The 23,392-nt window shown below is 55.5% G+C and carries 20 protein-coding genes, 1 tRNA gene and 1 other RNA gene; 3 read left to right on the top strand and 19 right to left on the bottom strand.

The window, feature by feature from the left end:
- From JW937_03855 to JW937_03840, 4 genes are all read right to left on the bottom strand, one after another.
- The coding region (locus JW937_03855) for a hypothetical protein (protein MBN1586547.1) at positions 1-491 on the bottom strand (491 nt) is incomplete at its 3' end.
- 15 nt (positions 492-506) lie between these two features.
- On the bottom strand, positions 507-2,534 hold the full coding sequence (locus tag JW937_03850; protein MBN1586546.1) for an ATP-dependent helicase: 2,028 nt from the start codon (positions 2,532-2,534) through the stop codon (positions 507-509).
- Positions 2,531-2,749, bottom strand: coding sequence for a hypothetical protein (locus JW937_03845; protein MBN1586545.1), 219 nt, complete (start codon positions 2,747-2,749; stop codon positions 2,531-2,533). The genes JW937_03850 and JW937_03845 overlap by 4 nt, the downstream gene beginning before the upstream one ends.
- A gap of 61 nt (positions 2,750-2,810) precedes the next feature.
- Positions 2,811-3,794, bottom strand: coding sequence for an ornithine cyclodeaminase family protein (locus JW937_03840; GenBank protein ID MBN1586544.1), 984 nt, complete (start codon positions 3,792-3,794; stop codon positions 2,811-2,813).
- 57 nt (positions 3,795-3,851) lie between these two features.
- Here JW937_03840 and JW937_03835 point away from each other — a divergent pair, with 57 nt between their 5' ends.
- A complete protein-coding gene (locus JW937_03835; GenBank protein ID MBN1586543.1) occupies positions 3,852-5,111 on the top strand; it encodes a CinA family nicotinamide mononucleotide deamidase-related protein in 1,260 nt (419 codons plus the stop codon).
- A 3-nt stretch (positions 5,112-5,114) separates the two neighbouring features.
- On the top strand, positions 5,115-5,699 hold the full coding sequence (gene thpR / locus JW937_03830; GenBank protein MBN1586542.1) for an RNA 2',3'-cyclic phosphodiesterase: 585 nt from the start codon (positions 5,115-5,117) through the stop codon (positions 5,697-5,699).
- Here the strand turns inward: thpR and pgsA are convergent.
- The 7 genes from pgsA to JW937_03795 form a co-directional block, all read right to left on the bottom strand.
- Entirely contained in the window at positions 5,675-6,265 is a 591-nt protein-coding gene (gene pgsA / locus JW937_03825) for a CDP-diacylglycerol--glycerol-3-phosphate 3-phosphatidyltransferase (GenBank protein ID MBN1586541.1), read from the bottom strand. The genes thpR and pgsA overlap by 25 nt on opposite strands.
- Positions 6,262-7,623 carry a 30S ribosomal protein S12 methylthiotransferase RimO gene (gene rimO / locus JW937_03820; protein ID MBN1586540.1) on the bottom strand — a complete coding sequence of 454 codons (1,362 nt, stop codon included), beginning with the start codon at positions 7,621-7,623 and terminating at the stop codon, positions 6,262-6,264. The genes pgsA and rimO overlap by 4 nt, the downstream gene beginning before the upstream one ends.
- Positions 7,607-8,500, bottom strand: coding sequence for a DUF4115 domain-containing protein (locus tag JW937_03815; protein ID MBN1586539.1), 894 nt, complete (start codon positions 8,498-8,500; stop codon positions 7,607-7,609). The genes rimO and JW937_03815 overlap by 17 nt, the downstream gene beginning before the upstream one ends.
- A complete protein-coding gene (locus tag JW937_03810) occupies positions 8,490-11,057 on the bottom strand; it encodes a DNA translocase FtsK (GenBank protein ID MBN1586538.1) in 2,568 nt (855 codons plus the stop codon). Before JW937_03810 ends, JW937_03815 begins: the two co-directional genes overlap by 11 nt.
- Positions 11,058-11,100: 43 nt before the next feature.
- Positions 11,101-13,194 (bottom strand): polyribonucleotide nucleotidyltransferase, encoded by a 2,094-nt coding sequence (gene pnp, locus JW937_03805; protein ID MBN1586537.1) that lies wholly within the window; start codon positions 13,192-13,194, stop codon positions 11,101-11,103.
- 76 nt (positions 13,195-13,270) lie between these two features.
- Complete coding sequence (gene rpsO / locus JW937_03800) at positions 13,271-13,540, bottom strand: 30S ribosomal protein S15 (GenBank protein ID MBN1586536.1); 270 nt, start codon at positions 13,538-13,540, stop codon at positions 13,271-13,273.
- 115 nt (positions 13,541-13,655) lie between these two features.
- Positions 13,656-14,618, bottom strand: a complete 963-nt coding sequence (locus tag JW937_03795; GenBank protein MBN1586535.1) for a glycosyltransferase family 2 protein — start codon at positions 14,616-14,618, stop codon at positions 13,656-13,658.
- On the opposite strand from JW937_03795, the gene JW937_03790 reads away from it, so the two are divergent.
- A complete protein-coding gene (locus JW937_03790; protein MBN1586534.1) occupies positions 14,560-15,816 on the top strand; it encodes an O-antigen ligase family protein in 1,257 nt (418 codons plus the stop codon). The genes JW937_03795 and JW937_03790 overlap by 59 nt on opposite strands.
- 880 nt (positions 15,817-16,696) lie before the next feature.
- On the opposite strand, the gene JW937_03785 is transcribed toward JW937_03790, so the two are convergent.
- From JW937_03785 to JW937_03750, 8 genes are all read right to left on the bottom strand, one after another.
- Entirely contained in the window at positions 16,697-18,052 is a 1,356-nt protein-coding gene (locus tag JW937_03785) for an FAD-dependent oxidoreductase (protein ID MBN1586533.1), read from the bottom strand.
- A complete protein-coding gene (locus JW937_03780; protein ID MBN1586532.1) occupies positions 18,030-19,031 on the bottom strand; it encodes an undecaprenyl/decaprenyl-phosphate alpha-N-acetylglucosaminyl 1-phosphate transferase in 1,002 nt (333 codons plus the stop codon). The genes JW937_03785 and JW937_03780 overlap by 23 nt, the downstream gene beginning before the upstream one ends.
- Positions 19,019-20,146, bottom strand: coding sequence for a glycosyltransferase family 4 protein (locus JW937_03775; GenBank protein MBN1586531.1), 1,128 nt, complete (start codon positions 20,144-20,146; stop codon positions 19,019-19,021). The genes JW937_03780 and JW937_03775 overlap by 13 nt, the downstream gene beginning before the upstream one ends.
- Positions 20,147-20,175: 29 nt before the next feature.
- A complete protein-coding gene (locus JW937_03770; GenBank protein MBN1586530.1) occupies positions 20,176-21,678 on the bottom strand; it encodes a hypothetical protein in 1,503 nt (500 codons plus the stop codon).
- Positions 21,668-22,048, bottom strand: an RNA gene (gene rnpB, locus JW937_03765) — RNase P RNA component class A. The genes JW937_03770 and rnpB overlap by 11 nt, the downstream gene beginning before the upstream one ends.
- Positions 22,046-22,489 carry a ribonuclease HI family protein gene (locus tag JW937_03760; protein ID MBN1586529.1) on the bottom strand — a complete coding sequence of 148 codons (444 nt, stop codon included), beginning with the start codon at positions 22,487-22,489 and terminating at the stop codon, positions 22,046-22,048. Before JW937_03760 ends, rnpB begins: the two co-directional genes overlap by 3 nt.
- Positions 22,473-23,216, bottom strand: coding sequence for a hypothetical protein (locus JW937_03755; protein ID MBN1586528.1), 744 nt, complete (start codon positions 23,214-23,216; stop codon positions 22,473-22,475). The genes JW937_03760 and JW937_03755 overlap by 17 nt, the downstream gene beginning before the upstream one ends.
- A gap of 24 nt (positions 23,217-23,240) precedes the next feature.
- A tRNA-Val gene (locus JW937_03750) sits at positions 23,241-23,317 on the bottom strand.
- Between the last annotated feature and the right edge of the window lie 75 nt (positions 23,318-23,392).

The raw sequence follows: 23,392 nt of genomic DNA, 5'->3' as shown, positions 1-23,392 counted from the left end.
GCCGTGCGCCCGCTCAAACGGGTAAAGGTCTCGGGCAAGTCCCATTGCCCCCAAAACAGGTCCTCACAAAGCTGGGCGATCGGCACCCAATTCCCTCGCAGATTCAGCTCCAAGGCCTGGGAATCCTCCCCAGGCACGGGGATTTTCCCCTTAAGCGTGTGGTGGGTCCCTCCGGCCCAAACCAACCCCTGCACCTTTCCGGTCCAGAGCACGGTGGGCGCAAAGTCAAAACGCAGTTTGTTCAGGTGGAGGACCGCATTGGGCGCCCCGCTGACCAGGCCGGAAATGCGCACATCCTCCCACTCCATCCGGTTGACCATATCCGTGCGGAAACGACCCGCGCCGAAAACCGCGCCCGGTGCAACAGCCTGCAAGGCTTCAGTCGCCTTGGTGCAGGCCCAGTGCATTCCATACGGCGAATTCAGCCAAAGCCGGGCTCCCAACAAAAGCCCCACCACCAAAATTGCCGTAATCCAGAGCATACGTTTCATTACCGGCGCACTCCGCTAAATATCCGCCCGAAATACGGGTTCGTCCTGAATCTGCGTGGTCTCTTCGGTTCGCCATTCTTCATAACACTCTCTGGGGAGTTCCTCCAAAAACAGGCTGGGTCTCAGGATGACTTGGCCCACCTCCCGGTCAAAACGCAAAAGCGGACACGTATAATGGAGGTGCGTTCGCGCCCGCGTGGAAGCCACGTAAAAAAGCCGGCGTTCCTCCTCGATATCCCGGGGGTCTTTGAGCGCACGCGCGTGAGGAAAAAGCCCTTCTGCCATACCGATAATGAGAACCGCGTCCCATTCCAGACCCTTGGCCTGGTGGATGGTCGACAGAACCACGTATTCTTCTTCAGGCACAGACTCGCCATCCATCGTTTCGCCTGAAAAACCTTCCCGCAGGGTCACATCCACCAGGAATTCCTCAACCGATGCGTAGCCGCCGGCTAAGTTGGAGAGCTGCTCCAAGTCCTCCAAGCGATCTTCGGCGTTTTCAAATCGTTCTTGCACATATTTTTTGTAGCCGCTGTGCAGAACCTTATCAATGGCAGCACCCGGATCCTTGGCCCCTTCATTTTCACTCAGCTCCACGAGAAGCTTGAGTACGGCGCTCCAGGCCTTCTTCGCCACTTGGGAAACGCCTCTCGGCAGAGGCAAATTCTTCAAGGATTTCAGATCCCCGGGCCCGGCCTGGGCCAAAGCCCCGATTTTGAGGGCCGTCACCTTTCCCACCCCGGCCTGCATCTGCAAAACACGCCGCCAAGAAACATCATCCCGCGTATTCACTGAAAGCCTCAAATGCGCGAGCACATCTTTGATGTGGGCTTGTTCAAAAAAGCGCAATCCCCCGCGCACGCTGTAAGGAATCCCCCGCCGCGTCAGCTCCAGCTCCAATTCCGCGGACTGATACCGGGCCCGGAACAGCACTGCCGAATGGTTCAAGGAGATTCCCTCTCCGCGCAATTCCAACAGCCGTTGGGCCACAAACAAGGCTTGCTGCCGCGCGTCAGTCACATGCACCACCACCGGCGCAGGTCCGCTCTGCTGCATGCTCGAAAGATCCTTGGGGTGCTGAAATGTATTGTTTAGGATGGACTCATTGGCAAGGTTCACGATCTCGGGTGTGCTGCGGTAGTTCCGCTCGAGTTTAAAGACCTTGGCTTGGGAATAGACCTGGTTAAAACTCAGAATGTTTTCAATATCCGCACCCCGGAAGGAATAAATGCTCTGGGCATCATCCCCGACCACCAGAAGATTACGGTGCAGGCTTGAAAGATTCCTGACCAGTTCAAACTGCAGGCGATTGGTGTCCTGGAATTCGTCCACGAGCACATAACGGAATTGCTGCCGCATTTGATCCCCGATGCCCGGGTGCTCCACAGCCAGTTGAAGCCATCGCTCCAGCAAATCGTCATAGTCCATCACATTGGCCTTGAGCTTGCGCTCGCGGTACTCGCTCGCAATGCGTTCCAGGGCCTCGGTGTGATCCAGGAAATGCGGGTAATGGGATTCAATCGTGGACGCGAGTTCCCTCCGGCAATTGCGCGACAGACTGATCATCGAAGAAGCCACTTTGGCCTTGGGGAAAAACTTATCATTCCCTTTGTAGCCCAGATCCTGCATGGAGGTGTCCACCAGATCCACGGCATCTTCTTCATCCAGGATCCCGAACTGGGCCGTATAACCCAGTTCAACCCCGTGACGCCTCAAGAGCATATTCCCAATATGGTGGAAGGTGCCCCCGAAAAGATGCCGGGGCCGCGTCTTGAGAATCAGCCCCACCCGCTCAAGCATTTCGCGCGCCGCCCGGTTGGTAAAGGTGACCAGGAGAATATTCTCGGAAGAAACTCCCGAATGAATCAAGTTCGCAACCCGGTAAACGAGGGTACGGGTCTTGCCGCTGCCGGGGCCGGCCAATACCAGGCAATAGCCGTCCCCTTCTCTGACAACCCGGACTTGCTCTTCATTCAGTGCAGATTCAAAATCTAGAGAGTGCTCCGGCGCTTCAGGTTGGACATGGAGTGAGTACTTTTTCACTTCTTACTCTGACGCATCTCGGAGAGCCCTGCAAAGACGGCAGCCAATCCCAGGAGGATCAGCAGGCCGGGGAGAGTCCCTTGAATCACCACGATCACAGAGTTCCCCCACCCGATGAGAAGAAGCACCCCCACAATCAGTGCCAATGCCCCTGCAATCAAACTTGAATTTTTGGACCGGACCGATGACGGCCGCTGGACGAATTCCTCGTTCACCCCAACACCTCCTCAGTTAAGATTAATGATTTCAATATGTTAGGAAAGATCTTCCCGGCTGTCAAGTCCAGTTGAGCTGGACTCCTATCCCGTTTCGTTTACAGCGATTGTAAACTGCATAAGCCACGCTCATGTCCTGAATTGCAAGCCCGGTTGAATCAAAAATAGTAATCTCTTCGTCACTAAGCCTTCCCTGCTTTTCGCCCAGAACCACTTCACTCAAACTCCCACAAATATCCCTCTTACGGATTTGCTTCTTGCGCAAGGGCACATTGACCTCACCCGAATGTAAAGCCTGGGTCCAGTCATCAATCCAAATGCGCGACTTTTTAAGCAGTGCGGCTGACAGCTCTTGCTTGCCCGGTGCATCTGCGCCGATCGCATTGATGTGGGTCCCCGGCGAAATCCATTTTGCTTGAACCAAGGGCCGCCGGCTCGGCGTCTGCGTCACGACAATATCCGCCCCTCGCACACACGACTCCACGTCCTTGCAGGCAATCGCCTTGCACCTGCCCAGAGACAGCGAATTCAACAAAGCCTTGGCCTCTCCCCGGCGCAGTCCCCAGGCTCTCACTTCCTCAATAGGAAACTGCTCCCGCAGCGCCTCCAGCTGAAAGGCCGCTTGGGCTCCTGTCCCCACCAAAGCCGCAACCCGGCTTTTTTTCCTGGCCAGATATTTGGCAGCCACACCCCCGGCCGCCCCGGTTCGCAGGCGCGTCAGATAGGCACCTTCCAAAATAGCCAAGGGTGTGCCTGTGCGGGGATCGCTCAGCAGCACAATGCCCATCACTGCGGGAAGCCCACGCTTGTGATTTTCCGGGTGGACATTGACCCATTTGATTCCTGCTATCTCGGGATGGCTTAGGAAGGCGGGCATGGCACGAAAATCACCCTTGAACTGCGGCAAATCGAGGTAAACCTTGGCCGGCATCCGGCTCTGGCCTCGACCGTAGGCTATGAAGGCCTTCTCGACATAGCGAATAGCCTCTTTCATCGTAACGGCCTTCTCAATGTGGGCCGCAGAAAGCACACGAATCTGCACCATATCTCTCCTGATTGTATATTGGACTCTGAGCTAAGCCTTTTTTATACTATGCCTATCTTGAGAACGCAAAAGCAAATCACAATCCTGGGTATCGGCAACGAACTGCTGTCCGGGTCCGTTACCAATACAAACGCCACTTATCTCTCCAGCCAATTGGCTCGCTTAGGAATTCTAGTGGATCGCCACGTGGTGGTGCCCGATGAACTGGACGTCATTGTCAGCGCCATCCAGGAGTGCCGGGCGCGCCAAAGCAGCGTAATCACCACCGGAGGACTGGGCCCCACAGCCGATGACCTGAGCCTGGAGGCGGTTGCCCGCTATTTGGATGTTCCCTTGGAGCCTTCACCCAGAACCGAGGCTCATATCCTCAAACGCATCGCCAACTACAACCAGCGAGCCAGCCGCGCTGCAGCAAAGATGGCCCAAATTCCGCGGGGCGCCTTGATATTGCTCAATTCATTAGGCACAGCTCCGGGGGTGATTTGTTCGCAGGATGAGTTTTTTGTCGCATCTCTTCCCGGGCCCCCCGTTGAACTCCAACCCATGTTTGAACAAAAAGTCCTCCCCTTTTTGGCCAAATGGGCGGGTCGCTCCCCCTGTTTTTTGAGGACGCGCTTGCGCACCGCAGGTCTTGCCGAGCCCCAAGTCATCCGTAAGCTCGGCCGCTATGCAGCAGGAGTGCCGGGAAAGCTCGGTGTGGGGATTTACACCAGCTACAACGGTCTCGATATTGTGTTAGAGGCCCTCACCCAATCAAAATCCAAACGCCCTCCGGCCCTGATGCGTGAATATGCCCAAGAAATCCACAGACGCTTGGGTCCTGCGGTCTATGCAGAGGCCGATGGAACTCTGGAAGCAATCATCGGCCAGCTTTTGCGCAAGAAGGGCTTAAGCCTCAGCCTGGCCGAGTCTTGTACCGGAGGTTTGATTTCTAAAATGATCACGGACGCCCCGGGTGCCTCGGATTACTACCGGGGTTCTATCCTCGCTTACAGCAATGGAATCAAGAGCTCCCACCTGAAGATTTCCGAGGCTCTCCTGCGTAAGCACGGGGCCGTCAGCGGGCCCGTGGCCCGTGCCATGGCAAAGGGCGTGCGCGAATCCATAAATACGGAGATCGGCGTTTCAATCACCGGAATTGCCGGCCCCACAGGAGGAAGCGCTCAGAAGCCGGTGGGAACAGCCTTTGTGGGTATTGCGGACAGCCGGGGCTCTCGTGTGCATCAAATCCGGGGTTACGGAACCCGGAGCACGGTAAGAAAAGGGCTGGCGAGCAAAACCCTCAACTTGCTTCGCCTCCATCTCCTGGAAAGGTGACACGTGATTCGCACCTTCATCGCAATTGAGATACCGGACTCCGTCAAACGCGCGCTCCAGTCCTTTCAGCAAAAAATCCAAGGCCTCCCGGCTCAGATAACCTGGGTCAAACCTCAAAATATTCATCTGACACTGCGTTTCCTGGGCGATACGCAGGAGACTGTTCTGCCCAAACTCAAAACGCTGCTGGAGGACAAGTGCAAAGGTCTGAGTCCTTTGAAACTCGAGTTGGGAGAATTCGGGGTCTTTGAGTCCATCCAGAACCCGCGGGTCCTGTGGGTGGGGCTCACGGGAAACCTCGGGCCATTGGAAAAGTTCGCGAGACAAATCGAGCTTGGGGTCAGGGAGCTGCGTTTCCCAAAGGAATCCAAACCCTTCAACGCCCATTTGACCCTGGGCCGGGTGCGCCGCGTCCCCGACCGCCGGCACATGGCCGAGGCACTCGAGCAAGCCATAGCCCTTTGGGCAGGGACTCGATCTGCTAAACCTTTTTCCCTGGAACGGGTCCATCTCATCCAAAGTGAGCTCAGTGCCAGCGGCCCGGCTTACACCCCTTTGTGGACTCAGGATTTTTCCGCGGAATCGTAGAGAACGGAACGGTTGGCAATCCAGTACTGCGCCCCGGAAATCACGGTCAGCAATACAGCAACCGCAACCAGAAGAAAAACCGATTGATTCAGCAGGGCGTCACGCTCTGCACTCCATTGCCCCTGCAAAATCCCCAGCTCGCGGACACCCAGGAACAGGACACTCAGGCCTACGGCCACCATTTGCGCCACGGTCTTGGCCTTGCCCCCCAGATTCGCGGCAATCACCTTCCCTCTTTCAGCCGCTACCAAACGCAAGGCACTGATGAGGAAATCCCGGGCCAAAACCAAGAGCACCAGCCAGGCTGGAATCAAGCCAAGCTGCACAAAGCCCAAAAAGGCACCGATCACCAAAATTTTGTCAGCCAAGGGATCCAAAAAAGCACCCAAGGTAGAACAAAGATTCCGGCTGCGCGCCCAATAGCCATCCAAATAATCGGTGACACAGGCGATAATAAATACAATCAACGCCAGGGCCTTAACCCCCGCCCCGGGCCAGATAATCAAGGGCAGCAGCAGAAAGGACAGGAAAATCCTGAGGACCGTGAGCCGGGTGGGCAGATTCATGCAGCGTCCTCTACCGGTACGGCCACTAAATCATATTCCAAGGTGTCAATCACACGGGCGCGCACAAGAGCCCCGGGATGTGTCTCTTCTGTTTTCAAAAAGACCTGGCCATCAATCTCCGGAGCATCTGCATAGGTGCGGCCCAGCCAGTGTCCCGGAGGATCGCTTGCGACCTCATCAACCAACACGTCCACTTCCCGGCCCAACCAAGACTGATTGCGATCCACAGAGATTCTCTGTTGCAGACTCATCAAACGGTCGTATCGTTCCTGCTTCACGGCCTCCGGAACCGGATCCGGCAAAACAGCTGCAGGACTCCCCTCTTCAGGCGAAAAAATAAAGGCTCCGGCCCGGTCAAAACGCAGTTCCTCCATGCCGTTGAGGAGCTGCTCAAAGTCTTCTTCGGTTTCTCCGGGAAATCCCACAATAAAAGCAGACCGGATAGCCACTCCGGGGATGCGCTGCCGGATCCGCTCCAGCAGCCGGTAAACCTGCGCACGGGTACCCTGGCGTTTCATCCTACGCAACACAGGATCTGCAAGATGTTGCAAAGGAATGTCGATGTAAGGAACAACACTCGGGACCTCGGCGATGGCCTCCAGAAGGGCAGAACTGAAATGTGTGGGATAGGTGTAGTGCAAGCGCACCCAGCGGTCCTGAGCAACTGCGCCGATCTTCTGTAATAATTCGGCAATTTTCTGTGTTCCGTAAAGGTCCAGCCCATAGGCACTCGTGTCCTGTCCCACCAATAAGATTTCTTGAACCCCGCGTTCTACGAGACCCTCAACCTCCTTGAGTATCGAATCCATCGGCCTGCTGCGGTGTTTGCCTCGAAAAGACGGGATAATACAAAAACTGCATTCATGATCACAACCCTCACTGATCTTGATATAGGAATAGTGTGGAGGGCTAAGCTGATACCGGTCCAGGGTGTAATCAAAGTTGAGAACCGTGGGATCCTCGGCAATAAACACAGGCCTTTGATGCTGCATCACGCGATCCACAATTTCAGGAATTTGGTCCCAGGCCGTGGTGCCCACAAAACCGTCCACCTCCGCCATCTCCTTGGGCAGCTCTTCACGATACCTTTGGGGCAGACAACCGGCCACAATGATCCCTTTGAGAAGCCCTTGGCGCTTGAGTTCGGCTAACTCGAGAATCGTGTCAATAGACTCTTGGGTGGCGTCCTGGATGAAACAGCAGGTATTGACGATGGAGATATCCGATCCTTCCACCGTAGGAGAGATTTCATAACCCTTTTTGCGGATATGCCCCAAGACAACTTCGGAATCCACCAAAGTCTTCGGACAACCCAGACTGACGATCGAGACCTTTGCTTTCCTACTGCCCCGGATCACGGCTGACTCCCTCTCGCGTGACCCGGATATTCCGCAACACACCCCGGCCCGGAGATCCGAAGTCCTTTCCGTTGACTGTGAGGCTCAAGGCATCTGCGTCACCGACCCACAGCCCAAAAGGCTTAAACGATTGCCAGCTGCGCTGAGTTCCTGCAGGAAGGATATCTTCAAACAGGATTTGACCATCGGAACGCAAACGCATCCAAACATCGCGTTTGGCCTCAACCCGCAGATCAATCAGGGAACTCGCCACAGGAAGGATTTGCTGGCTCTTCTGCTGTGGACTACCTTCGGTCCTAGCAGCAGGTTCAGCGACCTGGCTCATACCTACAGGCGCCACAGTCCCTTGGCCGCAGGAGCGCATCAGCAAGAGCAAAAGAAACCCAAACCCGATTCCAACAGCCCAGGGGGTCCAGGAAGGCCAAGCTCGCCAAAAACCGGCCACAATCCCGGGAACTGCGGGGCCCGGCAAGACCGGACTCGGTTCCGCTGATTCTTTGTCCGGCTGCGCCTCCGGTTTTTCAACGCGCTTCTTCTTGCGTTTCCCTTGATCCGGCTCCTCGGCAACTTTTAATTCTACATTCAAGTACTGTGCATAGGCTTTGCGGAAACAGCGCGCATAAAACTCCCCCAAAGACTCCTCAACCCGGTCCTCCTCCAACTGAGCCAATATGCGGGGGTGAATACGGGTCTCCGCGGCGATTTTATCGAGAGTAAGTCCTTGTTTGAGACGCGCCTGGCGCAGTTTTGCACCGAAACCCCTTGCCTCAGCATCAGGCGTCTGCTGTTTTTCTCCGGCAGGATTGACCCGGGTCTGCGTCGATGTCCGTGATTGGTTCTGGACGGAGTCAAACAGATCCGTTGGATTATCCGTCATAGTCACTCACCAGAATATCCCGGCCCTTTGCGCCTTTACTCGGTCCGACAATGCCCTCTTCCTCCATCATGTCCATAATGCGGGCGGCCCGCACATAGCTCAGACGCATCTTGCGCTGCAAATGCGATACTGACGCAACCTCAGAATCCAATACAACCCGCACTGCCTCTTCATAGCGCACATCTTTCTCACCCACAGAACCCTTCTCTTTGGCCGCAGCAGCCTCAAAAATCTCATCGTGAAATATTGGTTCCGCCTGTTTTTTGCAGAACTGCACCACGTCCTCAATCTCTTTATCCGTCACATAACAGCTTTGCAGACGCGTGGGTTTGTGGTCCCCCGGTTTAAGAAAAAGGGCATCGCCTTTGCCCACCAGCTTATCCGCACCGTTCATATCCAGGACTGTGCGCGAATCGGTTTTGGAAGCTACCTTAAAAGAGATTCTTGCGGGAAAATTGGCCTTGATAATCCCGGTAATCACATCGACTGAAGGGCGCTGGGTGGCCAAGACCATGTGAATCCCCACAGCCCTGGAGAGCTGTGCCAACCGAATAATCGCATCTTCTACCTCACGCTGCGAAACCATCATCAAGTCCGCGAGTTCATCAATAATCACCAGAATATAGGGCATCTTACCGTTGGCACGCACTGTGCTCGGCATACGAGAGTCACTCTTGGATTCATTCTCGTCTTCGGCCTCTTCTTCCTCTTCATCAAGCTCGCCATTCTTGACCTTCAGATTATAAGCCGCAATATTGCGCACACTGGTGCGGGCAAGCAAACGGTACCGGGCCTCCATTTCGGTAATCAGCCAATGCAAGGCGCCGGCAGCCTGCTTTGCGTCTTTGACCACCTCACACAAGAGGTGAGGAAGCTTGTCAAAACAGGCTAGTTCGACCATTTTGGGATCCACCATGAGCATCTGCACATCATCCGGCGTCGCGTTGAAGAGAACACTGGTGATAATCGAGTTGATACAAACACTCTTGCCTGAACCCGTCGTCCCGGCGATCAAGAGATGGGGCTGTTCAGTCAGATCACATGTCACGGGAGTTCCAGAAACGCTCTTCCCAATGGCGAGGGTAAGAGTTGAAGAGGCACGCTGGAAAGAGTCGGATTCGATGAGCTCACGCAAATAAACCGTTTGACTCACCAAATTCGGGACTTCAATCCCCACACGGTCTTTGCCCGGGATCGGGGCCACCACGCGGACACTCTGCGCCTTCATGACCAAAGCAATATCATCACTCAAATTAACAATACGGTTGATCTTAACGCCCGGAGCAGGCTGAAGTTCAAATCTCGTAATGACAGGTCCTTGTTCAACCTCCACGACCTTGGCCTCAATCCCAAAGTCGCCGAGCGTATCCTCCAAAACCCTTGCCAAGCCCTGAAGTTCAGCCCGGGTGCTTACGCCTTCACCGTTATGATCCGGCTCCCTTAGTAAATCCATTTGGGGGAGTTCGTACTTGCCCAGAAGATTTCGCTTTATCTTGGGGCCTTTGCTGCCGGAGGTCGCCGTAGAGCGCTGCCCGGAGGTCTTGGAAGCAGAGCCACGCTTGGCTCCTCTTGTCACAGAGACAGACCGCGGTTCAGGCTCATAGGCCTTAATTTCCGGCTCGTCCTCTTCCTCTTCTTCGTCTTCGTCGTCCTCTTCCTCGTCGTACTCCTCCTCTTCTTCGTCGTCGTACTCTTCTTCGTCTTCGTCGTCCTCTTCCTCTTCGTCCTCATCCTCTTCTTCGTCTTCGTCGTCCTCTTCCTCGTCGTACTCCTCTTCGTCGTCGTCTTCATACTCTTCGTATTCTTCTTCAGCCCTGTCCAGCTCCTCCTGAATCGCCACCCGCTTACGGTCCTCAAGAGCGTTCTTAATCACCGGAGCTGTGCGTTCCTTGACTGTCTTTGCCCTAGGCTTGCGCATCGCCCCCCGGCGGCGTGACCAGCCCTCAGTGACCGACCTGAACACAGCGTGTAAGCCCTCACCTGCCTTGACACCTGTCCAGACTGCGACATTCCAGATCTGCACAGCCACCATTCCAAAGACCGGGGCAAATAGAAAATCCGTGGCAAGAAGCAACGCAGCAACGGAGAGTCCTGCGGATAGGCACACTGAACCCGGACCGCCCAGAAGCGTGATGCCCCAATCGGAAACAGCCAGACCTACGGCCCCACCCCACGCAAAGCGGGCCGCAGGTTCAGAACCTGCGGCCACAGCTCCGAGACATGGGACTGTAAGAAACAAGAATAGGCTGGAAAGAATCTTGACCAAAGGATGAAGACGCTGGGCCTCCCAGAGGCGGGCGAGCCCCCAGAAGGCCAGCAAAACAGGGAGAATATACGCAGACCGGCCAAAGGCAACCCGGACCGGATGCGCAAATTGGGCACCCAAAATACCGACCCAGTTTTGAGTCCTGAAGGCAGGATCCGACGTTGTTGCAGAGAGATCATACAGGCTGTACGAAAACAGGCTCGCAAAAGTGAGTGCTGCGCCGACAAGCAGAAGGATGCCCACAATAACAGGCCCCTTGTCGCGCTCCAGCCAGGTATCACGCCAGGACATGCACCCCTCCCTTCAGAAAGGCTGCCAGCTTAAGCCCCAAACCTTATTTGGCTGTCTGCTCTTCTGCGGCCTTCTGCGCTTCCTTAATGCTGAGGTTGACCCGGTTCTGCTCGTCGATCTCGATCACCTTGACCGTCACCTCATCTCCCACTTTAACCACATCCTCCACATTCTTCACATAGGATTGGGAGAGCTGTGAAACATGAACCAGGCCTTCCTTGCCGGGCAGAACCTCGCAAAAGGCCCCAAAAGGCATAATCCGCTTAACAACGCCCTTGTAGATACGGCCCACCTCCACCTCTTCGGTAAGTTCTCTGATTTCAGCAAGGGCCTCTTCGGCCTTCACCGAGTTGGAGGAGGCTACCATGACCGTGCCGTCGTTCTCCACATTGATATTCACTTGATAGGTCTCAGTGAGCCTGCGGATGACACGGCCGCCAGGTCCGATAAGATCGCGGATCCGGTCGGGGTTGATCTTAATAGTGGTGATACGCGGGGCATACTCGGAAATGCTCTCGCGGGGGTGGTCCAAGCAGGCCACCAAATGGCCCAACATCTCTTGCCGGGCCGGATTGGAGGCTTGCAAAGCCGCTTCAAGCACATTCATGGACAGACCCGGCAACTTCAGATCCATCTGGAGCGCAGTAATCCCTTGAGCAGTGCCCGCGACTTTAAAATCCATATCTCCGAAGTGGTCCTCAATGCCGGCAATATCCGACAGCACCGCAAATTTGTCCCCTTCTTTGACCAGGCCCAGAGCCACTCCGCTCACCGGACTGCTGATCGGAACGCCTGCATCCATCAAAGCCAGGGTCGCAGAGCAAACTGTGGCCATACTGGAAGAACCATTGGACTCCATGATTTCCGAAACAAGACGGATGGTGTACGGGAAGGCTTCTTTCTCGGGCAGCATTCCGCGAAGAGCTCGCTCGGCCAAAGCCCCGTGTCCGGTCTCCCGCCGGCTCGTGCCGCGGATAGGCCGGACTTCGCCCACACAGAAGGGCGGGAAATTGTAGTGCAACATGAAATGACGGTAGCCGTCACCCACCAGCGACTCAATCAGCTGTTCGTCCGTACTTGTACCCAAGGTCGTGACAGCCAGGGACTGAGTCTGACCGCGTGTGAACAGGGCCGAGCCGTGAGTTCTTGGAAGAACGCCGACTTCACAACTCACCTCCCTCAACTGACCATAGGTACGCCCGTCAGTCCGCTTTTGCTGGTTAAGAATCAGGTCCCGTACGGATTTCTTCTCCAGCTGGTACAGAATCTCGGAAACCTGAGCAACGACTTCAGGATCCCCATCCGGGACCAAGGCTTCTTTGACCCGGTCCTTGATGGCGCTGCGCTTCGCAGAACGCTCTGCCTGATCCCCGTCATTCAGCCCGTCTATCTGAGAACCCGCAAGCTCCTTTACCTTGGCAACCAGTCCGGAGTCCAGTTCCGGAGTCACATACTTGCGTTTGGGCTTGCCGAATTTTGAAATGAACTCCTCTTGAATTGCGTTGATCTTCTCCCCTGCTTCAAGGCCCACTTTGAGGGCCTCCAACATGAGCTCCTCGGAAACTTCCTTGGCTCCGGACTCGATCATGTTGACCCCATATTTGGAGGTCGCCACCACTAAATCCACCTCAGAGGTCTCCAACTGCGCATACGTGGGGAAAAGCACCCATTCGCCCTCAACACGCCCGACACGCACCAGGCTCACAGGGCCGTCAAAGGGAATATCCGAAATCCCCAAGGCCGCCGAGGCCGCGATCCCGCCCAGAACATCCGGATCATGCTCGCCATCGCTGGCCAAAGCCATTCCGATAACCTGCACTTCTTTCTTGTACCCATCGGGGAAGAGCGGGCGGATCGGACGGTCGATTAAACGACAGGTGAGGATTTCGCGCTCAGTGGGGCGGCCTTCTCTCTTAAAAAACCCGCCGGGGATCTTTCCGGCAGCATAGGCCTTTTCGCGATAATCAACGGTTAACGGGAAAAAATCGATTCCCTGACGTTCTTCGTCAGCACCGGTGGCTGCCATCATCACGACAGTCTCGCCGTACTGCACGATCACGGAACCTCCGGCCTGCTTTGCGATCTTGCCGGTTTCTAGAATAAGGGTCTGATTGCCTATCTTGGATTCAATGCGCATGGACATAATATACCTCTACAAATGCGAATAAGGTGTGTGAAATTCCACGAACCATGGGATCACGGTTACCAGGGAGTTACTTCCGCAGATCCAGCTTCTGGAGAATCTGCTGATAGCGAGCTTTGTCACTCGTCTTCAGGTAGTCCAACAACTTACGGCGCTGATTGACCAACTTAAGCAGTCCCAGCCTCGAGTGATGGTCCTTGTTATGGGAGCGGAAGTGTTCGGTGAGGGAATTGATGCGCTCAGTCAACAGTGCAATCTGAACATCGGCTGACCCGGTATCTGCGTTGTGCAGCTTAAATCCTTCGATAACGCTGCCTTTTCTGCTCTTTGCAATAGCCACTACATTCCTCCTTATCTCATTTTCCTCTTAACTTGTAGCATTATAGAGCCTTAAGAAGGAGAAGTCAAGGCAGGCAACCCTTGCATGGAGATGGACTGAATAATTCTTAACTTTATTATTTATAGTAGGATAGGGGGATTTTGAAGCCACGTCTCCGGCCCTCCCAAGCTCCCCGGAACCAATCAAAGGATCTCAGGAGTTCTCCCAGAACCCTCGGCCGGGTAAGTAGGAGGGTGGTCCAGAGCGCCAAGTCATAGGCAAAGGCCCCGGGAAAGGCCCATAGAGCTTGAGGAAAATGCAGGTATTTGATCCGGAATCCATAGCGGTCTTTCAAAAGGCGCAGTTGCATGGTGGACGAAAGCCCGAGTGCGGCCCAGCGCCGCCTCCTAACTTGCACTGTGCCCCCGCGCAAGTGATACCCCAAAGCTCCAGGCACATGCACGGCTTCATATTGAGCGCGGCGCAAGCGTAAATTCAAATCCAAATCCTGATAAAATTGGGAAAGACGCTCATCAAAAAACTGTCCCTCCTCACCGACCTGTTCCAAAGCCCGGCGCCGGAACAGTGCTGCCGCACCCGGAGCCCCCATCCACCGGCGCTCCGCGGGGAGTTCTGCCAAAGGCCGGCCATGCCCCCTTTCCACAGGCCTGAAAACCCAGGAGAGTTGCTGGCCCGCAGAATCGACCCGCCCCCCGTCCATTGACAAAAGCGTGCCAAAGGCGACTCCGCAGTCCTTGCGTTTCTCTAATGCCTCAACCAAGGCCCCCAAGAAAGCAGCGTCTAAGCCCACGTCATCATTGAGCACCAGCACATACTTAGAGCGAGTTTGGGCAATCCCCTGGTTCTGCCCGCGGCTAAAAAATACATTCTCTTGGTTGAGAATGAGTTGAGCACTTGGTATGGTGGCTTTGAGGACCTCGGCTGTCCGGGAAGAGTTCCCGTTATCCACCACAATCACTTCGTCGGGCATGGTCGTTTGCTTAGCGAGCGCGCGCAGACACTGCCTCAGGAGTTCAGGCTTGCCGTATGTCACAATGACCACAGATACTGTTTTGTTTGCGCTTTGGAGTGTACTCATTGCCCTGCGTCCTTGGCTGCCCGGTTCTCTGTACACGCGGCTGGATTCAGCTTACCAACTCCTGCTCACCCTCACAACGGCCCTCATTCTGATCCGCCATTGGCAGAGGGCAAGAAACAGCTTAAGAGGCGATCCCTTGCTCGGGCTCTTACTGAGTGCCCTTGTCTTGGGATTGTGGGCTGCCACGCGCACGCATTCTGTGCCTGCCGCCCTGTGGATACTCCACTTGATCTTGCAAGCTTGCCTGATCTATGCAGTTGCCCGCTCTTGCGGAGACAAACTTCAAAAGCTTGTGATGGCCGGGACAGCCTGGAGCAGTCTGGGCGTGTCCCTCCTCGTGCTCTGGCAAGTCTGCTTTGGGTACACGGCAGCATTTGAAGTGGCCCTGCGCCTCGGCATCCAAGATCCCGGCGTGCTTAGATTCCTGGGAGCGCATCGAGCCTTCGGTCCCTTTGTTTCGCCCAATCTCGCAGCCGGTTTTTTACTCCTTGGGTGCGGTGTTTGTTTCGCCCACTTCCGCCACTGGTCAGCACGCGGCCTGCCGTTACTGGCTCTCTTGCTCACTCAATCCTTGGGGGCATGGCTCTGTCTGGGAACGGCATTTCTCGTGTTGTACCGGCACCAGAAAATGACTTCTTCGCGCAACCTCTATCGTTGGGCCCTGTTCTTGGGCACGTTCTCTGTCCTGTTCCTTTTCCTCCTGCGCCACGGCTCTTGGTCCGACTTTGCAGGCGCAGAACACAGCTTCCAAGGCCGTATCGCCGTGTGGGGAATCTGTCTGCAAATGATCCTGAGTCAACCTTGGACCGGTTGGGGGCTGGGTAATTTGGGCGCAGCCTACTCGCTTTTTTACCAACCCAATGCACTGCCGAGCAGTCTCGCTCATTCGTGGCCCCTGCAATGGGGAGTGGAAATGGGGATGGGCGGGTTGTTTTTGGGAACTTCAATCCTGGGAATGATTTTCTGGAGAACCCGCAATTTGTGGAAGGAACCCGAACTCAAATGGCTGGCCCTGGGAATCTGGGCGTGTTCTTTGCACTTCCTAGGCGATGTCGGGGCTGCTTTTCCCGAGCTCTGGCTGCCCTACTGGGCGATTGTGGGTTGCGCTGTACCGGCTCCTCCGGCCTTTGGAGCCGTATCCCCGGTGCAGAGTCACGGAACGCGCAAACAGCACTTTGGCAGCCAAGGCACAGAGTAACCACAGCACAACCTGCGTCATACACAAAGCCAGGGAGATAAAACCACTCCAGATTGCCCACACCGCAGCCAGACCCTGCAAAGTCAAAAGGAAGCCGAGCCGGCCGCCGAATTCCCGGCCCTTGGTACGCACGGAATTCCAAACATAGATCCCGATCAAGACCCAAAGGCCAGCCAAGCCCACCAAACCCATGGGCTGGATCAAAGCTGCTTCTTCAAAAGAGGCCATCCCGGAACTGTAAAGCCATAAGGTAGGCTGGGCCGTCCAAATCCAGTATCCGGTCAAAAAGACCATCAGCAGTGCTGCCATCAAACGATAGGGTGAGGCCTCTCCCTGGCTAAAACGCCACATGGACTCCAGCACCAGCACAACTGCCAAAACCGCACCCGCGCTCCACGCCTGGGGCTGAAAAGTGCCGGCGGCAAAAAGAACCCCGGCCGCCAACAGACTCCGGTACGGGTGGGTGCCGGAGGTCATCCAGAAAACACAGGCAAGCAGGATCAGAACGCTGGCAACCGGCCAGCCAGTCCCCCAATACCCCACGCCCAATGTACCGGGATGCAGGGCGCAAAAAACAGCCGCCGTGGAAGAGGCCAGGCCCTTGTTCCCGCTGATGATTCGAGTCAGCGCATAGACCAGCCCAATTGCCGCCAACGGGCTTAGAAGGTCCGGCAGGGAGCCCCAAGTAATCATTAGGTCCAACTGGGAACCGTAAATGCTGACGCCGCGAAACCAATCCACCAATAGCCGGCCGGCGAACAATAAGCCCAAAAGAATACCCGTACTGATCAAGGAGTGGAGCTGGCGCACAGGGCGGGGGCCGGTTTCGCGCATCCCGTCCTCCGAGATAAAAGTGTGTCCAAGCACCGGGGATTTGGATTCAGTCAGCAACACTTAGAACCTCCCTTCTCCTCGCGCCGATTTCCTCGGCAACTCTAGCCCCGTCCAGCAAGGTATCTTCCATGGACATGTATTCCCACCGGCCGAAGCGGCCCGCACAGTGGACTCCGCGCCCTCTCAAATACTTGCGAATGCACTCCACAGCTTCGCGCCGGCAACTATCATAGATTATATACCCAAAGCGCAGATTAAAGGCCTTCTCCGCAAGAATACGGTCTCCGTCCTCCAAGATCCCCACCTTTGCGAGATCTGAAAGGATCCGGCTCCGCACCGCTTCAAAATCCAAACCTTGCTCCGGCAAATACGTAGTTTCAGCATATAGCGAGCTGGTCCCCGGCGGATGAACGTTCGGCGAGAAATTTCCCGGGAACCCCACACGGTGAAAAATGAGATCCGGCTCAGGGTAATAAATCCAATGCTTGTCGGAGAGACTCTCCCGCGCAATCCCCAAACTTAGACTCAGGACACTGATGTAGCGAAGCTTATCAAAAGCCGCATCCACTTCCGGAGGCAAATCCCCCAAAAGATCCCTTACGGCCGGAAGCGGCAAGGTCAGGACCAAGTTCTCGTAAGACACCTCGGACTCGCGCCCCCCCGCGCACAGTCGCACGCGCTGGTTTGCCAGATCCAAACCAATGACCTCATGATTGCAGTAAATCGATCCCACCCGCTGCGCCAAACGGCCTGTCAAATCCGCAATACCCCCGTGAGAGGGATACCAAAATTCCGAATTATAACCCCAGGATCGATCCGAGTCGGAATAGGCCCCCTCGAAAGTCTCCTGCAAACTCGGTACAGGAATGAATCGATCCACCCACTCACAATTGAGATCCTTCAGGGGCACCTTCCAAAATTTACGGTTGTAAGGAATCATAAAGTGCTCGGCAATCCCCACACCAAAAGTGTCGTAAATCCAGTCCAGAAAGTATCCCTTCCCCAGATCAGGTTTGGCCTGCGCCGCCAACTCCCTCCCCCTCAGACAGTCCGCCACGATCCTATCAGGCAACCCATAGGCATTGGCTTGGAAAGGGTAGCGAGAGAAAGTCCCATGGCTATAAACCCAAGCTCTCCTGCGATGATGGCAGAGTTTTCCCTCGGTCAGGTCAAAGACCAGGTCCCTCGCGTAATCGGTTCGGAAGTGCAGCAAATGCCCGTCAAAATCAAACACAAAGCCGTTGACTTGCTCTGACCGGCATAAGCCCCCGGATTCCTTTTCCCGTTCGTACAGCACATAAGGTTCATTCATATGGTACGCGGCACTCAAGCCGGCCATCCCTCCTCCCAGGATCGTGACCGGCGGACCGCAACCGATATCAGTTTGAATGGGCAATATCATGAATCTCCATCCTTGAGGCCGCCCAAGCAATGGCTCCCAATAGAACCAGGGCGATCCCAATCAGAATTCCGCAGATCAAAGCCGGCGCAACGGGAAGCACCAAACCAATGAGAACAAAACCGAGGGTGAGTAAGTGCATCACCTTGACCTCCCCTCCCTCGGCACGAAACAAATGGGCCAAACGGTAGCTCAGATGATCCGGACTCTTGAGCACAATAGACTGTCCTTTTCGCCATCGCACCCAACTGACAAACAGCAGGTCAAAGAGAGGAATGGCCAGCAGAACCAACGGCGTAAGAAGAGCAATAGCGTTGGCTTCAGTTGCATAGCTATTCGCCAAGGCCAAGCCCCCCAAGAAAAAGCCCAGGAGCTGGCTTCCATTATCTCCCAAATAGATCCGGGCAGGGCGGCGATTGAACAGGTAAAACGCCAAACAGCTCCCGGAAAGACCTGCAGAAAAAACCGCAAGTGCCGCAGCTCCGGATTGCCAGGCAATGAACCAAAAACCTAAGGCGATGAGCAACACAACACCCACAGCCAAACCATCCAAAATGTCCAGCAGGTTGATGGAGTTAGTGAGGACGAGCATCCAAATGACTGTCAGGAGTATGTTGACCCAAGCCGGCAGAAAATAGATTTCAGTACGCAAACCCAGAAACACCATGACGGCTACACCCAGCGCCTGCCCTGACAACTTTCCCAAAGGCCGCAATTCAAGCACCGCGTCGTCAATCACCCCAAAGAACCATACCACCAAAGCACCGGCACAGAGCGCCACCAGTTTCTCAGGAACATCCGCATGAACGAGCACTTGTGCAAAACCCAGGGCAACGACGGGGATGGCCACAGCAAAGCCTCCGGCCCGGGGAGGACGCTGGCTTGCGCTAAGCCGCTGCACTCCGGCAAACTCTGAAGACCGGGAAGGAGTCAGAATCCATGCCAAAATACAGGTCACAAGAAAAGTGATTACAAAATACATGGAACCGGCTCCCCTGCACGGCGGTAGAGTTCTGCGGTCCGGGACACAAAGGCCTCTTGCGTATAGGCACTGTCAACACTCTGCGCGGCCTTTTCTTCAAAAGAGCGTCTGAGGGACTCCTCTTTCAGCAAACGGATTGTGTAGCCGGCCAAAGCCCCCCAATCCCCCGGTTCCACCAGATACCCATTCACACCGTGTTTAATCACTTCGGAAACTCCGCCCGTGTTGCTCACCACCACGGCCTTTGCCTGACGCATAGCCTCCAGCACAGAAACCGGAAAACCCTCCCACAGACTTCCCAAAACATACACATCCATCGCGCAAAGCAGCTCCGGGATATCCCGGCTCCACCCCAACAATCGCGTCTTTTCATGGAGACCCTTAAACCAGAGCGCCCGCTCGACTCTCTTGCGAAAGACACCGTCCCCCGCCCAGACAAAACGCGCCTCAGGCACAGCCCGGGCAATCAACTCAAAGGCCCTCACCAAATCCATGGGCGCCTTCTGAGCCTTAAGACAACTCACCGCACCCACCACCAAATTCTTCGGACTCCAGCCCAGGGCAGCCTTTGCCCGGGCCTGTCCGTTTGGATGGGAAAAGAAACGTTCAAAATCAATGCCGTATCGAATCAGTTCATACTGTTGGCGCTTTCCGATTCCCTGATTCAGACCCAGAGTTTGGTCTGCCTCGGAGACGGTGACTAATGAGTTTGTCACCCGGGCAGCTTGGCGTTCCAGGTTGAGAAACAATGAGCGCAAGGGGGCAGGCTGAAACCGGTTGAAGCTCCAGCCATGCACCGTGTGAACAATGTTCGGGACACCGGCCGCGGCTGCGGCAAAACGGCCGAGAATTCCGGCCTTGGGACTGTGCGTGTGCACACAATGCGGACGGGTTCTGCGCAAACGGTGCCTTAGGGACTGAAAGGCGCGGGCATCGTTAACAGGATGAATTTGCCGGACAAGAGACGGATCAGGGACAAAACGCAAATGGGGAATCTGGGATGCCTCCTCGGCGAGCAAGCCTTGCGGAGATGCGATCAGCTCGAGCTCAAATTCGCGAGGGTCCAAGCTCGACAGCAGATCCAGCGTGCTTCGTTGAGCTCCACCGAGCTCCATATGGGTAATGATATGGGTAAGCCGCAAAGTTAACCAAGTTTACAGTTGCACTTAAAACGTGTCAACACGAGCAGGCCAATCAAAAAGCCAAGACATACTGCAATCGGGATAACGGGCCCCTGAGGATTCTCCACGGTTCCTTCATCCTGAATCCAGACAGTGGCGAGATCCGTTTCCGCCACGGGTTTCCATTGAGCCCGGTTGACAAATGGGACCGGGAGCCCAGCGTCCTTGAGCAAAAGGGCGCATCGCGCGAGCTGCAAGCGCTCTATCGGGGTCCGGGGCATCCCAGGCAGAACCTCCTCCCACATCCCCGTGCTCGAGGCCCGGCCGGTCAGCGCGCTCAACAGAGCTGCCACTGCGCCGGAATCACACCAAATCAAATCGCCTTCTCCGGTATTCTGCAAAACCGCCCGGCTCAAGGCATCTGCCAAATCTCTATTGTACAAACTTACGTCATTGGTGCGCTCCAAACGGCTCAGGCCAATCGCAGCGCCCAGGTTCGATTCGCAAAGTCCCCACCCGTTGAGATAGGACGGGCAAAAAAGTTGAAGAATAAGCCACAGTCCGAGTGCCTGTTTGATTCCCCAACTCCCCTCGTATTTTCGAGTCCAGGCCTCCAAAACCAGCCCTCCCAGGATCGCCAAGGCCAGAAGTCCCTGCGCCGACCAAAACCGGTATGGGTAGTGGACGAGAAACAATCCCTGCGCCGTAAGCCAACACAACCAGTAGGCGCTCCGGGCCCTTCTCTGCCTGATGCCCCATAACACACCGGCCCCGCCCAAGATTAAACAAAGGGGGACCCATTCGATAAGAGAGGACTCCATGCGCCGGACCGGCTCCAGCGAGTCATGGTGCTGCAAGACATAGGACCACCAAGGGAAGCCCAAGAGCGCCCCCAGGCACACCGACTTCCAGGCTGCTGCGCGAATCTCTGAGTTCATTAAGCCATAGAGCAGCAAAGCAAGCCCTCCCATCACCGCCGCACCGGTGTGTGTGTAACAAGCCAGACTTAACCAAGCCCCTGCAGCCAAGAAGCCGCGACGCTGCAAAGCAGCATAACTTAACCAACAAAAGGCTGTTGCCAGGGTGAAAGGCAAGGTGTAGGAAGACACCAAATAGAGAGTATAGGGTGCGGAGGAAACGAGAATACCGAAAAAGGCATGGCGCGGGCTCAAACTGTGTTCCAAGACAAAGGCCAAACAAAACAAGAGAAGAGGAAAACTCAAAACCCCTAAAATCCGGAAGACCTCAACCAGAGGAATCCCCGATTTGTTCAGCGCAATGACCCCCAAATGAAACAACGGAGGGTAAAGATGCGGCCGTCCTTCGGGTGCAAATTCCCAGAAACCCCACAGAGGCACGCCGCCGGCTGTGTCAAAGGCCCGCACCACGGCCATATGGTAATAACTATCCAGGAAAAGCGGAAACCGGGAGTAGTGGGCACAAGAGAACAGCAGGGCCAGCAGAATGAGAATCGCGGAAAGACTCCGCCAATACCTGTCTGAGGAAGAAGAAGTGTGAGCGAGCAAACCTATAAGCCGAATTCTGTTCCCGCAACGGTATGTGACGGGAGGTGACCATTTATCTGGGATGCCTGTTGCCAAGCACCTCAAGCGAGCGACCCGGGAGTTCTAACGTGAGGGGCACACGTATCCGCTGCGCATGGCAGTGGACTCCTCCCCTATTTGCTCTTGCTCCACCTAGAGATTGCCGCGTTTCACTCCCCCGCCGCAGCATTCCGCCAACCGAGTCAGCGGTGCAAAGCTGGGGGCATCGTCACTGTGGCTCGAATCCGCACCTCACGGTGGACGGGCATTACCCGCTAGGTTGCCCTGTGGAGTTCGGACTTTCCTCTCCCCGCCACGCCATGCGGCGGAGAGCGGTCACCCGGTTTGCTCACCCACGACTCTTGAAAAAACTATAACGCTGACGCGCATCCAAGGCTTCATTGGCCAGGCGATCGGCCTCCTTGTTCTGCGCACGCGGCACATGCACAACGGCAAAGGACTCAAAGGACTTGGCCAAACCCCACACATCCATCACCAGGTCCTTCAGTTTCTCGTCCTTAACCCGGTATTCCCCCTGCACTTGCTTGGCCACCAACTGGCTGTCCGTATAAACCAGTACGCGTTGGAGCTTTAGACTGTGTGCTTTTTTCAGGGCCCAGATCAGAGCCGAGTATTCCGCCACATTGTTGGTGCTATGGCCGAGGTATTTCTTAAAGCGGTGGAGCACTTTGCCTTCAGAGTCTTGGATTACGCCGCCGATGGCGGCAGCCCCGGGATTCCCCCGGCAAGCACCATCCACGTAAATCCGGTGGGCCTTACTGGGATGCAGCATCAGGGCTGACTTCACTCAGAGCGTCTTGAAGGTAAAGGATACACCCGCAGCTCCCACACTCAACAAGCCGGTCAGTCAAGGAGATATCATTGATCAGTTGGGGAGGAATCCCCATAAAACAAAAACCGCAGCTGCTGCCCCCGGAGACAGGCACCACTGCAGTGCCTCCCTTTGAGCGCAGAATTCGCTCATAAACAGCAAGGGCTTTCTTATCACATTTGGGAAGAAGCTCATCCCGCTGCGCATGGAGACTCTCGAGCTTGGACTTAATTTCAGCACTCTGTGTCTCAATTGCCTTGCGTTCCTCAGCCAACTTCTGCTGGTCCTCATCGTGGCGGATCTGGGCTGCTTGGAGCCGGCTCTCAGCCGCCTCGACCTTCTCCATGGTCCTGATGATTTCTTCCTCTATCAGGGAGCCGTCCGCCTTGTGATTCTCGATCTCAGTTTTGAGCGAGGAATACTCGCGGTTGGTCTTCACCTGGACAAGCTGAGCCTGATATTTCTGGATGGCTTGCTCTTGCTCCCCGAGCCGGAGCTCCTGTTCCTTCTGTTGGAGCAGAAGTTGCTTGCGCTCTTCGCCTGCAGCCTGTAACTCATCTTTCAGGCGCTGCCCCTGGGCATCCAAACGGCTGAGGCGCGCGGGTTGCTTGCTGAGATCAGCCTGGATCCGGTAGATATCCTTGTCAACGGCCTGAATGGCCACTAGAACGGGTAAGTATGAATTCATGCCTTCTCTCTTGGTGTCGTCAAATGGTGGGCGCAAGAGGATTCGAACCTCTGACCTCTACGATGTGAGCGTAGCGCTCTAACCAACTGAGCTATGCGCCCTAATGGGGTATAACCAACTGCCCGCCACACTTCATGGCGGGTTCGCCACGCCTTGTGGCGAAAGCTATGCGCCCT

It is taken from the genome of Candidatus Omnitrophota bacterium (genome assembly GCA_016929445.1).
Lineage (GTDB): Bacteria > Omnitrophota > Gorgyraeia > JAFGIU01 > JAFGIU01 > JAFGIU01.
The sequence above is the reverse complement of the archived record's forward strand: the minus strand, read 5'-3'. Positions and strand labels throughout refer to the sequence as shown.

Coding starts and splice junctions, on each gene's coding strand:
- JW937_03815 (MBN1586539.1), bottom strand. CDS start 8,500: ATGACGGATAATCCAACGGATCTGTTTGACTCCGTCCAGAACCAATCA.
- JW937_03760 (MBN1586529.1), bottom strand. CDS start 22,489: ATGCTGCATCCCAGTAAGGCCCACCGGATTTACGTGGATGGTGCTTGC.
- JW937_03795 (MBN1586535.1), bottom strand. CDS start 14,618: ATGAGTACACTCCAAAGCGCAAACAAAACAGTATCTGTGGTCATTGTG.
- JW937_03775 (MBN1586531.1), bottom strand. CDS start 20,146: ATGGAGCTCGGTGGAGCTCAACGAAGCACGCTGGATCTGCTGTCGAGC.
- pnp (MBN1586537.1), bottom strand. CDS start 13,194: ATGCGCATTGAATCCAAGATAGGCAATCAGACCCTTATTCTAGAAACC.
- JW937_03840 (MBN1586544.1), bottom strand. CDS start 3,794: ATGGTGCAGATTCGTGTGCTTTCTGCGGCCCACATTGAGAAGGCCGTT.
- JW937_03755 (MBN1586528.1), bottom strand. CDS start 23,216: ATGAATTCATACTTACCCGTTCTAGTGGCCATTCAGGCCGTTGACAAG.
- pgsA (MBN1586541.1), bottom strand. CDS start 6,265: ATGAATCTGCCCACCCGGCTCACGGTCCTCAGGATTTTCCTGTCCTTT.
- JW937_03785 (MBN1586533.1), bottom strand. CDS start 18,052: ATGATATTGCCCATTCAAACTGATATCGGTTGCGGTCCGCCGGTCACG.
- JW937_03780 (MBN1586532.1), bottom strand. CDS start 19,031: ATGTATTTTGTAATCACTTTTCTTGTGACCTGTATTTTGGCATGGATT.
- JW937_03810 (MBN1586538.1), bottom strand. CDS start 11,057: ATGTCCTGGCGTGATACCTGGCTGGAGCGCGACAAGGGGCCTGTTATT.